The 14,515-nt window shown below is 67.9% G+C and carries 12 protein-coding genes and 2 pseudogenes; 11 read left to right on the top strand and 3 right to left on the bottom strand.

The genetic code is table 11. The features are described from left to right. Positions 1 to 53: 53 nt before the first annotated feature. A complete protein-coding gene (locus RZ84_RS27895) occupies positions 54 to 674 on the top strand; it encodes a TetR/AcrR family transcriptional regulator (protein WP_043266824.1) in 621 nt (206 codons plus the stop codon). Between the two features lie 1,314 nt (positions 675 to 1,988). Next, on the top strand, positions 1,989 to 2,609 hold the full coding sequence (locus RZ84_RS27885; RefSeq protein ID WP_347232811.1) for a sirohydrochlorin chelatase: 621 nt from the start codon (positions 1,989 to 1,991) through the stop codon (positions 2,607 to 2,609). A 113-nt stretch (positions 2,610 to 2,722) separates the two neighbouring features. Here the strand turns inward: RZ84_RS27885 and RZ84_RS27880 are convergent, their stop codons facing one another. Beyond that, on the bottom strand, positions 2,723 to 3,811 hold the full coding sequence (locus tag RZ84_RS27880) for a glycosyltransferase family 2 protein (protein ID WP_043266822.1): 1,089 nt from the start codon (positions 3,809 to 3,811) through the stop codon (positions 2,723 to 2,725). A gap of 554 nt (positions 3,812 to 4,365) precedes the next feature. Here RZ84_RS27880 and RZ84_RS27875 point away from each other — a divergent pair. Then, on the top strand, positions 4,366 to 5,166 hold the full coding sequence (locus RZ84_RS27875; RefSeq protein WP_078894258.1) for a DUF429 domain-containing protein: 801 nt from the start codon (positions 4,366 to 4,368) through the stop codon (positions 5,164 to 5,166). A gap of 169 nt (positions 5,167 to 5,335) precedes the next feature. Beyond that, positions 5,336 to 5,854, top strand: a pseudogene (locus RZ84_RS27870) (transposase); the annotation flags it as partial. Between the two features lie 19 nt (positions 5,855 to 5,873). On the opposite strand, the gene RZ84_RS27865 reads toward RZ84_RS27870, so the two are convergent. Further along, positions 5,874 to 7,172, bottom strand: a complete 1,299-nt coding sequence (locus tag RZ84_RS27865) for a radical SAM protein (protein WP_043266820.1) — start codon at positions 7,170 to 7,172, stop codon at positions 5,874 to 5,876. A 78-nt stretch (positions 7,173 to 7,250) separates the two neighbouring features. Then, a complete protein-coding gene (galE, locus tag RZ84_RS27860) occupies positions 7,251 to 8,258 on the bottom strand; it encodes a UDP-glucose 4-epimerase GalE (RefSeq protein ID WP_043266818.1) in 1,008 nt (335 codons plus the stop codon). 440 nt (positions 8,259 to 8,698) lie between these two features. Here galE and RZ84_RS27855 point away from each other — a divergent pair. From RZ84_RS27855 to RZ84_RS27830, 7 genes and pseudogenes are all read left to right on the top strand, one after another. After that, positions 8,699 to 9,733, top strand: a pseudogene (locus RZ84_RS27855) (aminotransferase class I/II-fold pyridoxal phosphate-dependent enzyme); the annotation flags it as partial. A gap of 73 nt (positions 9,734 to 9,806) precedes the next feature. Continuing rightward, positions 9,807 to 10,025 carry a PLP-dependent transferase gene (locus tag RZ84_RS41815; protein ID WP_241778099.1) on the top strand — a complete coding sequence of 73 codons (219 nt, stop codon included), beginning with the start codon at positions 9,807 to 9,809 and terminating at the stop codon, positions 10,023 to 10,025. A gap of 17 nt (positions 10,026 to 10,042) precedes the next feature. Further along, a complete protein-coding gene (locus RZ84_RS27850) occupies positions 10,043 to 11,098 on the top strand; it encodes an OsmC family protein (protein ID WP_043266816.1) in 1,056 nt (351 codons plus the stop codon). Between the two features lie 368 nt (positions 11,099 to 11,466). Next, the gene (locus RZ84_RS27845; RefSeq protein ID WP_052230187.1) at positions 11,467 to 11,994 is read left to right on the top strand and encodes a hypothetical protein; all 528 of its coding nucleotides are present in this window, start codon (positions 11,467 to 11,469) and stop codon (positions 11,992 to 11,994) included. Positions 11,995 to 12,009: 15 nt separating this feature from the next. Beyond that, positions 12,010 to 12,888, top strand: a complete 879-nt coding sequence (locus RZ84_RS27840; protein WP_052230186.1) for an NAD(P)-dependent oxidoreductase — start codon at positions 12,010 to 12,012, stop codon at positions 12,886 to 12,888. Between the two features lie 81 nt (positions 12,889 to 12,969). Continuing rightward, entirely contained in the window at positions 12,970 to 14,187 is a 1,218-nt protein-coding gene (locus RZ84_RS27835; RefSeq protein WP_043266814.1) for a hypothetical protein, read from the top strand. Next, the gene (locus RZ84_RS27830) at positions 14,181 to 14,483 is read left to right on the top strand and encodes a Dabb family protein (protein WP_043266811.1); all 303 of its coding nucleotides are present in this window, start codon (positions 14,181 to 14,183) and stop codon (positions 14,481 to 14,483) included. The genes RZ84_RS27835 and RZ84_RS27830 overlap by 7 nt, the downstream gene beginning before the upstream one ends. The last annotated feature ends 32 nt before the right edge of the window (positions 14,484 to 14,515 follow it).

Here is a 14,515-nt window from a genome sequence, read left to right as displayed (position 1 = left end):
TTGACCGACTCGAAGTCGGTGACTCGCGGTCGGTCAGTATTCTTGGAGGTCATATGGGAGTCAAGTCACGGCGTGCCGAGTACGCCGCGCTGACGCGTGCCGCGTTGCTCGAAGAGGCCGCGGAGCTCTTCGCGGAGAAGGGTTTCGATGTCACGTCCATCGACGACATCGCCACTGCGGCACGCGTCAGCAAGGGCGCCGTGTATCACCACTTCTCCGACAAGCGGGCCGTCTTCGACGAGGTGTTCCGGGCCAGTCAGGAAGAGGTTCTCGCGCACGTCCGGGAACAACTCGCGGCGGCGGAAGGCGACGAGAAGGAGCAATCGCCGTGGCTGGTTGCCGCGACCGCCGTACAGAGCTTCCTGGGCGGCTATGTCGCCGACGCGCGGAAGAGGTCGCTGCTGCGGCAGTCCGCAGGCGTGCTCGGCGTCCAGCGTTGCCGCGAGATCGATGACGAGCTGGCGCTCCCTTTGGTGCTGGGGATTCTGGAGCAGCTGAAGGCCCGTGGCGAACTCCAGGACGTCTCGGTCAACATGGCCGGCACAGTGATCTTCGGGACGCTGTGCGAGGCGGCGACATCACTGGCGCTCGCAGACGACTACGAACAGGCCGGCCGTGAAGCCTCCCAGGTCGTCAGCTACATGCTGTCCGGCCTTCTGAAGAACGCCTCTTGACGGCACGAGGGGCGCCGCTGGCGGGGAGGGCAGTGTTCGAGGGAGCGGGCCCGTAACTCCCGGGAATCGGAGTCACGGGCCCGCGAGTTGCAGTCGCTGACTCTGCGAAGCCAGGCGGCCCGGGAGCCCGGAAAGACCTCGACGGTGAACCCGAGCAACATCACCAGGCGTAACCACTCACACCCGGCACGCCGCTCATGTGCCCATACTGGCACCGGGGAGCCTCTACGCCTCGTGAGCTTGCCACACTCCTCTGGGAAGTTGGGGGGGCCGCCCCACGCTGTCGGCATGTGCTGGTAAGTACTGGTGTGATCGTTCCGTAACCGGGGCGGGGCGCAGTGGTGAGAGGCCCCAGGTGAACTGAAAGCGAGGGTTCCCAGCCCTCCCCGCGGCCCCTTCGCCGCGGGCTCTTCCACGCCCGGGAGCCTTGATGCCCACCCCTCCTCCACGGCTTCATCCCGCCGCGCAGCTCCGGTGCGGGAACAGGCACTGGCTGCGCTGTTCGTGCACCGTGCCGCGGAGACGGAGCAGTTGCGTCGCTTGCTGGCGCCTCCGCCTGAACTGAGGTATCTGCGGCGTTGCCTTCGTGATCTTCGAGGGCTCGGTCTGGTCCACAGCGTCACCCCGGCTCGCTGCCCTAGCATCTGGTCGCTTACCGATCAGGGCGCCCGGAACGTCGCCAGCTGGCCCGAGTTCGCAGGGCGGCGCCTTCGTCGGCACACGGCGCTGGGGGCACGCAGTGCCCACTCGCTGGCCGTGACGCGGACGGCGCTGGCGTTCGTCGAAGATGCGCGGCGACGGGGCGACGAGGTCACGGCCTCGGACTGGACCCCGGAAATGGCCCATCCGATCCACAACTGTGCTAGCGGCGGAGACCACCGCGTGCTGATCGCTGATGGCCTGCTGCGGTACACCCAGACCCCACCTACGCGTGCCATGCTCCGCGCTCTCGTCGAGGTCGACCGGGCAACCGAGTCTTCCGAGCGGCTCGCATCGAAGGTGATCGCTTACGCGCGGATTCTACGATCACGTTCCTCTCGTCGGCCGACGCAGTGCCGCGGACTTGGCACGGCTGCGCGCCTGGCAGGGCTCCTGCCCCGTCTTCCCCCGGCTTCTTTTCATCCTGACCGGCGCCGGTCCGAGGGCCCTCCCCCATCGGGTCGCGGACCTGCGTGCGATGGTGGATGAGCACCCGATGACCGAGCAGTTTGCCCAAGAGGTTCCCGTAGCCACCGCGGTCCTCGAGGAGTTGGAAGAGCGCGGACCTTCAGCTCCGGCGTGGTGGCCGCTCGACGGCCACACCGGTCGGCGCAGCTGGATGGAACGGTGACCTGCCTTCCAGCCGAGGGGGTGCGGAATGTGGTGGCGCTGCCGCTCCTCCTCACCCGCGCCTTTCACGCGAAGTCCGACATCCCCGCGGTGCTGCGGGAGACCGCCGCGCGGCTGCCCCAACTCACCCTCCACCAGGCCGAAGTACTCGGCCCCTCCCGCCTCCTGACCGACGCCCTGGAGCGCCGGCTGGAGGAAGCCGGGCTACGGCCCGGCGACCACCGCTCGACCGGAATCGTCCTGGCCGCAGCGGGCTCCTCAGACCCGGAGGCGATCGCAGTGATCGCTGAAACCGCGCGGGAGTGGCAGCGCACCGCCCAATGGTGCGCCGTGCGACCTGCGTTCGCCTCCGCATCCCTCCCCCGCACAGCCGACGCCGTACGGGCCCTGCGAGCCGAGGGCATCCAACGGGTCGCCGTCGCCCCCTACGTCATCGCCCCCGGCTTCCTCCCCGACCGCATCGCCACCGGCGCCCGCGAAGCCCGCGCCGACATCCTCGCCCCAGTCCTCGGCCCCGCCCCCGAACTGGCCCGGCTCCTTCTCCGACGCTACGACCAGACCGTCCGCGCAAGCACCCGCGGCGACTCGGCACCGCAGGCCGCCTGAGGCAACCCGGCGGAGCCGACCGCCTCGATCGACACCAAGCACTCAACACGGCACGGCCGAGCCCCCGTTCGGCAACCGACGCGCTGCCGGCACCGGCACCGGCACCGGCCCCTTCACACCGCCATGGCCGCCTCCCCTCCCCGCGGGGTGTCCGCCCGCCCCTTCTCGTAAACCGTCAGGCCCCGGGCGAGATGCAGCGGCACCAGGACCAGTTCCACCACAAGGGCCTTCCAGGCATAGACGAGGTTGACGGCCTTGGTGGCATAGACGCAGGGAATGTTCACCAACACGCCGACCAGCGGGAGTTGGCGGCGGCGAGCGGCATACACCAGCGGTGGTGCGGTCAGGAGCAGATCGGCACCGGCCCACCAGACAAGGGCGGACAGGACCGACGCACCGCCGGTCGCGACGATCAGGAACGGGGTGGCCAACCAGAGGGGCGCGGTGAGAATCTCGAACAGGGCGAGCAGCACCCAGAGCGCCAGCAGAGGTTTGCGCAGGATCAACTGCCCCAGATGCAGCCGGACGTTCTGGCAGAAGCCGGCCATCCAGCGCCAGACCTGCTTCCGCAGATAGGTGAGGTCCTCGGGGTCGGCGGCCAGAGCGACCGCCTCGGAGACGTAGACCGCACGTCTGCCCGCGATCTGCTGGGACCAGGTGTAGTCCATGTCCTCGACGATGGTCCGCTCGGGGAAACCGCCGAAGGCGGTCAGCGTGTCGCGGCGGAACACCGAGCAGCAACCCGAGCACACCATGGGGCTGTTGGCGCGGGCCTGGATGGGCCGCTGCCAGTGGAAGCCGAACAGATACTCCGTGGAGCGTCCGCGTTCCCACACCGTGCGGGTGTAGCGGGTGCGGACGGTGCCCGCCGCGACCGTGACATCGGGGTCGTCGAAGACCGGGAGGATCCGGGCGAGGTAGTCCGGGGCGAGGACGGTGTCCGCGTCGACGGCCAGGACGAGGTCGGTGGTGCAGTGCGGCAGTGCGTGGTTCTGCGCCCTGGCCTTGCTGCCGAGGCGGTGCGGCGGGCGCAGCACGGTCACTCCGTGCGATGCGGCGACTTCTCCGGTGCGGTCCGTGGAGCCGTCGTCCACGACCAGGATCCGGTCGGGCGGGACGGTTTGCCGCGCGAGGGATTCCAGCGTGGCCGGAAGGCCCTCTTCTTCGTTGTGAGCGGGAACGATGACGGTGACGGTGTGCATGATGAGCTTCCCCCTGTCCTGCGGATCGCGCTGACCACGACGCAGACGATGCCGATCGCGCCGTAGATGATGGTGCTGATGCCGATGAACGGCAGTCCTCCGTGCATGTCACCGACGGTAGTCGCAGCACCCCGCCACCGGTTCCGGAGGAAGCCTCCTGTGGATAACTCTGCGCAGGGGAAGGTGAATTGCCGGCTCGTCGCACAACGGCGCCGGCCGCCGCGCCCCGTGGGGGAGAGCGCGACGGCCGGCGTGCGGTGCTGAGCGACAGAAGCCGACTACTTCACGATCTTCAGCAGCTTGTTGGGCGTGCCCTGGCCCGGGTTGCTGATCTTGTCGGAGGTGGCGCCGTCCGTCAGCGCCTTGTCCACGTCGGCCGGCTTGGCGTCCTTGTTACCGCTGTGACGGTGGCGATACCAGTGGCGGCCACCGCGGCGGCTATCGCCGGGGCGTAGCGGCTCCGGGTTCCTCCGGCCTCGGATGCAAGGCAGGGTGTGTCGTGATCCGTCTTCACCAGTAAACGGTCACGGCGAGAGTCGTGTCACCATGGGCGGATGCGCACGGTGGGGATCGACTTGTCGGCGGACCGCTCCAGGACTGCGGTGTCGATGGTGGAGTGGCGAGACAGAACGGCGACGGTTTCCCCGCCCTTGCTCAGGTGCACCGACGGCGAGCTACTTGATCAACTCTCGGGCCTTGGCCCTGGCGACCAAGCCGGCGTCGACACACCTTTCGGATGGCCGGCCGAATTCGTGCGGGCGGTGGGTGCGCACCTTGGTGGCGCTGCGTGGCCGGGCCGTGGACAGGATAGCGAGCACTACCGGAAAGAGTACCTGCGCTACCGGCTGACCGACCGCCTGGTGCGGGACCAGCTTCGTCCTCTCAGTCCGCCGCTTCCTGCTCCTTTCGACCGGATCGGCGCGATGGTCGCGCGGTGGGCGCACCTTGAGGACGAACTCAACAACCTGGGCTGTCACGTTGGCCGCGCGGGCGAGGGCCAGATTTGTGAGGTGTACCCGAAGGCTTCGCGCTACCGTTGGAATCTCTTCAACGGCCGGCGGAGCACGGACGAGTTGCTGACCGCGGCGCCATGGCTGCTGTGCGACACCGCGACGCGTCGGGCCTATGAGAACGAGCATGCCTTCGACGCGCTCGTGTGTGCGCTGACCGCACGAGCTGCAGCCCTTGGACTAACGGTCCGCCCCGGCCCCGCTGAGCTCGATGCCGCGCGGGCTGAGGGCTGGATCCACATACCCAGGCTGGAGTCGCTGCCACTGCTGCTGTCCTGTGGTGCTGACGGTGACCGATTGCCGCCGAAGACAGATCACGACGCGGCGAGCGTCGACTATCCGTGACACCGCTACTTTGCACCTGGGGTCAGAGATAGGGGTCCGGGGCCCTGTAGTGGGGATCTTTACGTGGTCCCAGGTCATGAGGCGGCCGTCGCGCAACTCTCGACGAAGAAGGTCCGTCCAAGTGAGAGGCAGCGCGATGGCCTTGTCCCAGTCCGGCTTACTCCGCCTGATGGAGTCACCGCGTGCGGCGGAGACGATCGACGCCGAGCCGGGCGAGCACACCAACACCCGCAGGACCTGGCGCAACGGGCATCGCGAGAAGCTGCTGACCACGCAGGCCGGCGGCCGGGACCTGGCCATCCCGAAGGTGCGGACCGGCAGCTTCTTCCCCAGCCTTCAGGAGCGTCGGCGCCGTATCGACCAGGCGCTGTACGCCGTCATCATGGAGTCGTACATGCCGGGCGTCTCGACGCGGTCGGTAGACGACTTGGTCAAGGCCCTGGGTCCAGACACCGGCATCTCCAAGAGCGAGGTCTCGCGGATCCGCGGAGGTCTGGACGATAGGCTCACCCCCTTCCGCACCCTGCCACTGGACCACACCCGCTCTCCCTACATCTACCTGAACGCGACGTACCGCAAGGCCCGCGTGAACCATCAGATCGTCTCCCAGGCCGTCGTCATCGCCACCGGCATCGCCGAGGACGGCGGGCGCGAGGTTCTCGGGCTGATGGTCGGCGACAGCGAGACCGAGGCGTTCTGCAGTTAGATCAAGGTCTCTCTTCGCTCGGACGCGCGGGAGGCGACATGGTCCGCTCATGAGTCACTCCCGTGTCCCCTTGTGCAGCGGGCTTGTCGATGGTGACCGGGAGGCCGCTGTGGATCGCGGGGAAGTCGAGCACCGGGCTGGCGGCGAGGGTGTCCATGTCGTCGTGCAGCATGTGGCCGACGATGAATTCCTCCATGTAGCCGGAGGCGAGTGTCACGACTTGGCCGCTGCTCTGGATGAAGAAGTTGACCAGTTCTCGTTTGTCGGTGGATGCGCAGTAGATCTCCTTGTCCGGGTACCTCTCGCCGAGGCGCCGGGCCGCGGCCGTCACCTCTGCGAGAGGTACGGCAAGTTCGTCGGTCAGTCGCTTCGAGGCCCGGCGACCCCACCACTGGAAGAGGAGCCACTGCCGCACGCACGCATGACTGAAGATGGTCTCGGCGATGGCGTCGAGGTCGGTGAGGTTGGGGCGGGAGACGACGGTGTGGACGCGGACGGCGTTGAAGCCGGCGTCGTCGCACAGCTGCAGGGAGCGGCGGAAGCGGGTGACCAAGTCACGGTCGCGGCTGCGCCGGAAGGCATGTTGGATGTCTGGGGTGCTGCCGTCCAGCGGCAGGCGGATCGAGGCGAGGGAGCCGCTGAGCCGGGCCATGGTCTCCGGAGTCAGGGTGTAGCCGGTGGTGTCGAGGGCGACCTTCAGCCCGGCCTGGTGTGCGTGGTCAATGACGTCGAAGATCGGCGGCCACAGCAGCGGGTCGCCGCCGGAGAGCACCAGGTCGCTGGTGCCGTGCGCGGCGAGTTTGTCGACGACGACCCGGGCCTCGGTCAGGCCGATCTGGTCCTCTGCGAAGGGGTTGTAGCAGCCCCGGCATGCCATGGGGCAGCGGTTGTTGATGGACCAGTTGACGCGTCGAGCGATGCGGTGTTGGGCGGCCACGGGCGCGTCGAGGCGCGAGATGATCGAGGCGACGAGGCCGCGCAGATGGGCGACGTCGCCGGGGCGGGCCATGGCCTCGGTGCGGACACGGTCCAGCAGGTCACGGGCCCGGTGCACCGCATCGGCATCGGCGCGGTTCTGCAGGAGGACGAAGGCGAGTTCGTAAGCGAGCTGGTCGTCGTCCGGGGCCCGGGAGAGCTCCTTGTCCAGGCGCGCTGCCAGCGCAGTGAAGTACCGGGTGGTGTAGTTGGCTGGTTCGAGCCGGCGCTGGAACAGGGCGTGTACGTCGTCCGCGCCCAGTGACCGGTCGTAGTCCGGGCGGAGCGGGTGCGGAGGCAGGATCTCGGGAGTGTGCGGGGACACGGACTGGGTTCCTCTCCGAGATACGGTGACCGGGCCGCCTGCCACCGCATCCGCCGGGATGCCGAAAGGGAGCAGCGGTCAGTCGCCTGCGCTCAGGACGCGGTCGCGGCGCTCGAACCACTGCAGCGTGTGGCGAATGCCCTCTTCGAGGGAGTGCTGCGGGCGCCAGCCCAGGAGCTTGGCCGCCCGCTCGCTGCGGGTGTAGGAACCGGCGTTGTCGCCGGGGCGGCGACCGGTCTCCACCGACGGCAGCGGGCGGCCGGTGACTGCTTCAAAGGCGGAGAGCAGTTCCCGGACGGTGGTGCCCGTGCCGGTGCCGAGGTTAACAACTTGGTAGCCAGGCGTGTCGCCGGTAGCCACCAGTTCGTCGAAGCGCCGCAGTGCCTTGATGTGCGCCTGAGCCAAGTCCCATACGTGGACGTAGTCGCGGATGCCCGAGCCGTCCCGGGTGGGCCAGTCGACACCGGTGACCATGAACTTCTCACCGGTGGTCATCGCCTCGACCATCTTGCCGAGGGCATGGGTCGGGCGGCGTACCTGGAGGCCGGTGCGCATCGTGGGGTCCGCACCGATCGGGTTGAAGTAACGAAGGGAGGCCACCTGCATCTCGCCGGCCGCGGCGATGTCGCGCAGCGCGGTCTCGAAGACGGCCTTGGTGCGCGCGTACGGGCTCAGGGGGTCGACGGGGGAGCCCTCGTCGACCGTGAAGTCGTCACCGGTGGCATAGATGGAGGCCGAGGCGCTGAACAGCAGTCGGCGGCAGTTGTTGCGCCGGAGATGGCCGAGGAACTGGATGCCCTTGGCGACGTTCTCCGTGTAGTAGCGCAAAGGGTCCGCCACGGACTCGGGGACGACGATGAGAGCGGCACAGTCGATCGCCGCCTCGATGTCGGGGTGGTCGGCGAAGACAGCGTCGAGGAGCGCCGCATCGGCGATGTCGCCCTCGTAAAAGATGCGGTCGGTGGTGAACTCCCTGCGACCGGTCACCAGGTTGTCGAGGATCACCGGAACGATCCCGCTGTCCAGGCAAGCGGAGGCCACCGTGCTCCCGATGAAACCTGCCCCGCCCGCGATGAGAACCTTCAACCGGCACACCTGCTCTCGAACTTGTGGAAGATGACCCGCTTGACCTTTTATTGGCAGGGACTTGGGAATTGACGGTCCACTGTCACAACAGGTCACGCCTGCGAGTTTACTGCCTGTGCAATCAACTGACGCGATCACCGTAGTCGCTCGTGCGTTCGCCGGCCAAGAATCAACCATCAGGAACAAGCCAGCTCCGACTGGTTGGCGCGCGCTGTCGCCCGTGCGGAGATGCGGAACGGGAGCCGAAGGGAGCGATCGTGCCATTGGCTTGAAACGGATCAGGTGGTTGACAGCGGGCGTCACTCAAAGTGAGGCTCCTGCCATATGCAGGTATTCAGGGTTTTCCCTGCGCCATGCCTTCGACCCCTACGTGACCGACGGCTCGGGGGTATTCCGCAAGGTGGCATGGTTGGGATTGGGTATGTCATGACCCAACTCCTATGCCACCCAATAGGGTAGGAAATTCATTGCACGAGGAAAGTCGCGCAGCACTTGGCTTTGACCCCACCCCGACGGGCGACGTCAACTGGTTCAACGACCTCAATCGCCGGCGGACCGCGGGGCCGCGCTCACCGCACCATCGCATACTCGACAGTAACGCAAATGAGTCGACCCTCGCCGTGCACAGCGGGACATACGGGGACCCGGTCACCGGAAGCGTCGGCACACCGGTCTTCCAGACGAGCACCTTCCTTCTGGACGAGGCCAGTTACCGGGCGTTTTCGGAAGGCGCGACCCGCGATGTGCCCATCTACACGCGCTACGGGAACCCGTCCCAATGGTCGGTGCAGGAGAAGCTGGCCGCCCTCGAAGGCGCGGAGAGCGCGCTGGTCACCTCGTCCGGTATGAGCGCGACCGCCGCCACCGTTTATGCGCTGACCAACAGCGGCAGCCACATCATCTCCGCCTACGACGTGTACGGCGGCACCTACAACCTGCTGCGTGAGGACATGCCGTCGGCAGGTCGTGAGGTGACCTTCGTCGATCCGGCCGACCCTGCCGCCATCGCCCAGGCGGTCCGCCCGGAAACCCAGCTGCTGTTCTTCGAAGGCCTGACCAATCCTCTGCTCAAGGCACCCCCGCTGCGCGAGATCTCCCGTATCGCCCGCGAGAACAACGCCCTTCTCGTCGTGGACAATACATTTCTTTCGCCGGTGAACATGAAGCCGTTGGACTTGGGCGCCGATTTGGTGGTGCACAGCGCGACCAAATACCTCAACGGACACAGTGATCTGACCGCTGGCTGTGTGGTCGGTCGCCGGAAGTTCCTGGACCGTATCTGGGCGCAGACGCTCCGCTTCGGCGGCTCCCTGGAACCGCTCTCCTGCTTCCTTCTGGAACGCGGGATGAAGACACTTCCGATACGCATGCGTACGCAGAACGCCAATGCGGAGGGCATCGCGGCTTTCCTGAGCGGACACCCGAATGTCGTCCGAGTGCACCACCCCTCACTCGCCGATTATCCCTACAGCTATCTCAGGGAAGATGTGCACGGTGGATACGGTGGAATGGTGAGCTTCCAGGTGCGAGGGGGGGGACGAGGCCGCGTTGAAGCTGACGGCCGGGCTACGGATTCCTTATACGGCAACCAGCCTGGGTGGCATCGAATCACTGGTGAGCATGCCTGCCAATACCTCGCACAGCTCTCTGACCGAGGCTCAGCGCGAGGCGATCGGCATTCACCCCGGACTGATCCGCTATTCCGTGGGTATCGAGGGCCTCACCGATCTGATCGACGATCTGAGCCAGGCGCTCGACGCCCTCTGACCCGGAAGAGAGCCATCATGAGAAACAGCTTCAACACCTCTGGTTTCAGCGAGGTGGCGCATGAAATACGGGAGAACCCGCGCGAGGCGCAGTACCGCTACGGAGCCCGCGCACGCTTCTCCCCGGCCCGCGGCGTCACCGCCCACACGGAACCGGCGCTGCTCGGCAGCGTCAAGTCCGCCCGCGACTTCCGCATCGACGTGCGCACCCCCGATGCGCTGGGCGCCTCCCTGGGCTCGGTACACGAACCCACCCCCCTTGACCTGGCCCTCACGGCTGTGGCTGCCTGCTCGCTGAAGACTATGGTCGGCGGCGGAAGCGCACGCGGTATCACCTTTGAATCCCTCGCCTTGACGATCAGGGCCGCCTTCGTGCCCGCCGCGGACAGCTCCGATCTCACCGTCCCCCCGGCCGGCCTTGGTTACCGCATCGAGGCGGAGGGCGCGGCAGACGCCGCTGTCCTGCACGAGGTGCTCGACCAGGTGCGTAGCCACAGCCCCAACCACCGCACCCTCACCGACCCGGTGCCGGTCCGGCTCGACCTTGGCGGGGAGACGGACGAGGACGTGGCGCCGCAGGCCGTGCTGCCCCCGCTCGCGACCGCCGGCGCGCAGTTGCTGACCCGGCGGGTGCGATGGGTCAGCGGTACGCAGTTCGAGTCCACCGGCGCGGACGGCCCCCACGCCCCCGTGCTGCGGGTGGACCAGCCCAAGCAGCTCACCGGTGTCGACTGGGGCCCCAACCCACAGGAATACCTCCTAATGGGGCTGGCCTCGGAGGTGGCACTGCTGGCCCGGCGCGAGGCGCTGCTGCACACGGGCGTGGAGTGCTCCTGGGACGTGGCCGCCCGAGCCCGCGTCGACATCCGCGGGTTGCTCAAGGTGGACACCAGCGTGCCTGTTCCGCTGCAGGACGTGGTGTGCGCGGTGCACCCCGCTCCCGCGCCACCCGGCAGCTCGCCGCAGGACTGGCAGGACATCGCCCGGACCGCGGTCCGCCGCTCGCTTCTGGTGAATCTGCTCGCGAAGGCGCAACCGGTGGAAACCGGGCTGCTCAGCGCAGTGGCAGTCTGAAGGACCCGCGTCCGCCCACGGGCTTTTCCAGATCTCTGGAACTCTGCTCGGACTGTCCGGATTTCGCTGTCCACACAGCTCGGACACGCGATTTCAGGTCCGTGCAGTCGTACGCCTCTGCCGTAAATCTCTGCCATTCCACGCCATACGCGGATACCGCATCAGGCGGTCACTCGCCCGAAAGGCTTGCCCGGCCTTCGGTCAGGACTCTACCGAAGTGGCCACCGCGCATGGTGACTGCAAGATGAACAGCACATGAAAGGAACGACCCGGTGGCTCAACTCTGTTGTCCTCCCGAAAAATCCGCCCCGTGTCCCGGTTCGCCCTACACCACCGCACCCCGCGGCATCACGGAGACGGTCGTCACGTTGGGTCCCCAAGGCACCGACGCCGAAGCCACCGCCCAGCTGCACTTCCCTCACGTCGAACTCACCGACTCCTTCAGCCAGGCCATGGAACGGGCCTGGAACCGGGACATCTGCGCACTGGTGCCGACCGGCTACCTGGACCGCGACCCGTCCGGAATACAACAGAGCTGGGTCGACCTGCACTTCAGCTACCTGGGCCGCTTACGGCTGCTGGCGCTCTGGGAGCAGCCCACCAAGGACATGTGCGTGGCCCTCAACCCCCGGCGCGTCGCCAACGTCTCCGAGGTGCGCACCCTCGCCGTCCATCCCGCCACGCTCGCCTTCGCCCGCGAGTACGTGCCGCAGGCCGACATCACCTACGTACGAGCCAAGCCACTGGCCGCCCAACTGGCCGCCAGGGATGGGGCAGACGCCTGCATCGCCTCACTCGACGTCGTCGAGCGCACCGAGCCGCTGCGCCCGGTCAAGGTGTTCCGACCGACGATGATCTGGTGCCTGTACGGCAGGGCGCCGAAAAGCGCCAGGTGACCGGAGGTGACCACCATGAACGGGATCCGGACGGTAGCCGTACTCGGCGCCGGGATCATGGGCCGGGGAATCATCGCCAATCTGCAGCAGGCCGGGTATGCGCTGCGGCTCTACAACCGCACACGGGCCCGGTTGGACGGCCTTGCCACGCCGCGGGACACCGTCTGTGCCACCCCCGCCGAGGCAGCCGAGGGCGCGGACGCCGTGCTGTCCGTCGTCGCCGACGCCGCGGCCAGCCGCGAGGTGTGGCTCGGCCGGCACGGGGCACTCACCACGATGGTGGACGGGAGTGTAGGGGTGGAGATCTCCACGCTCTCCGCCGAGTGGGCGCGGCAGTGGCACGAGGCCGTCACCGCACGGGGCGCCGGGGCCGCGGTGGCTCCTGTGACCGGCAGCCGGCCCGGAGCCGAGGCGGGCACTCTGATCGTCTTCGCAGGTGGCGCAGACATCGTGCTCGACCGCCTGGAACCGGTGTTCTCGGCCATCGGCCAGAAGGTGATCCGTATGGGAGGCATCCCCGAAGCCGTCGGCTTCAAGCTCGTCTACAACATGCTCTGCGGCACGATCCTGGTAGCCGCGGCCGAGGCCCTGTCCCTGGCGGAGTCCCTGGGACTGGCCCCGGCACACGTCACCGCCATCCTGTCGGCGCACGGCTGGGGGGCGGGTGTGGCCACCAGCAAGGGCCGGAACATGACCGAAGCCCACTTCACCGACGTGGAGTGCGCGGTCGGAACGCTGTCAAAGGACCTGGCGTACGCGCTGCGGGCGCGGCCGGGCGGCGCCCCGCCCCTGCTCGTGTCACAGCGCGCCCAGCAGCAGTTGAACCGTGCCTGCGACGAGGGTATGGCCGACTGGGACATGGCGGCGGTGAAGGCCGTCTACCGCGCCCGCTAGGCGCACCGGCTCGCCACCGCACCCCGCGGCGCCCCCGTTCCCTGCCTGGTCTCCCCTCACCACCCGAAGGATTCCTCCGCCATGTCTACCGGCCCGGACTTCGACTGGTTCGCCGCATCGCGCTTCGTCCCGCACACCGCGCGTGCCCAGGTCTCCGAGCAACTGGACCACTATGTCGCCGAGGCGGCGCGCTACCTCCTCGACTGCCGCGCTGAAGGCGTCAACCTCTATCTCAGCGGCTCCCTGTCCCGGCAGGAACCCTCCGTCACGCTGGGCTCCGACGGTCGCTACCGGCTCCACTCCGACGTGGACCTCGTGGCCGTCACTGACGACGAACTCCCGGCGGACCACGGTGTGTTCACCCTCCAAGAACACCTCACGCACCGCTTCCCGGACGTGGAGGTGACGGTGTTGTACGTCGCCGCGTCCGATCTGCCCCGGGTCGGCTCCCTCTACGGTCGCGACCTGTGGTGCGGCCTGGACCGGCCGCTCGTCCGCAGCTTCGACGTCCGCCGCCCGGCACCGCCCGACATCGGCCCGCGACAACAACTGGAGGTACTGGTCCACCAGTTGGGTGCCTGTCTGCTCTTCGACACGGCCGCCGGCGACGCGGACCACAGCTACCTCTTACGGGAGTCCTCCGCCGTCCATCTGCTCAAGCTCGCCCTGGAGAGCCTCCGGTGCCTGCTGGAGCCGCCGCCCGACGGGCCGCTGCGCTACGGCGATACCTATGCCTACCGCGACACGCCCGCCATCGGGCGGGTGATGCCGGGACCGAACGTGGGCCAACTGGTGCGCTACCGGGAAACCCACCTCCCCGGCGCCTCACCGGACCTCGACGTCTACCAGTGCGTCATCACCTCACTGGCCGTCCTGTTCGGCGCCGGAGAGGGTCCCGGAGCACTGCGGCAACTCGTCGCCCGCATCGAGGCACTGGCCGCCGATCGTACCGACGTGATGAACCTCTTCCAGTGCGGCCTGCTGCTCTTCCTCCTGGCCGTCCGAGCGCCCCGCCCCGACGACCGGTTACGGGCCGCCGAGGCGCTGTACGACATCTGGTCCCGGACCGCCGCGACCGACCTACGCTCCCGGGCGGCCGTCGCCGAATCACTGCTTTCCACGACGCCGCGCGACCTCGCGGAGCGTGACCAGCACGCCATGACGGCCGGCCAGACCGCGCTGACCGACGTACGGCTGGACTACTACGCCGCCCTCAAGGACCACAACAACGGCCGTCACATCAACCCGCAGTACACCGCGCTGTGCTCGCCTCACAGAAATGAACCATCATCGTGCTGAACCACGTCGTCCTGTTCAAATTCCGCCCCGGAGTCACCTGGGATGACCCCCGGGCCCTCCAGGCCGAACGCGCCTCGCGGCGCCACCCCGTCCACATCCCGGAAATCCTCTCCTGGGAGTGCGGCCGCAACACAACTGACCGCGACATCGGCTACGACTTCGCCGTCATCGGCAGATTCTCCGACCACCAGGCCGTCGAGAGCTACCTCAGCCATCCCGACCACGTCCAAGGCGTGGAGCTGTGGCGGGAGATCGCCACCTGGGCGGTGGTCGACTTCCCGGCAGACGCCGCGTAGCGCCCGCTCTTCCCCTCACCCCTGGAGTACCT

It is taken from the genome of Streptomyces sp. CT34 (assembly GCF_000805335.1).
Taxonomy (GTDB): domain Bacteria; phylum Actinomycetota; class Actinomycetes; order Streptomycetales; family Streptomycetaceae; genus Streptomyces.
The sequence above is the reverse complement of the archived record's forward strand: the minus strand, read 5'-3'. Positions and strand labels throughout refer to the sequence as shown.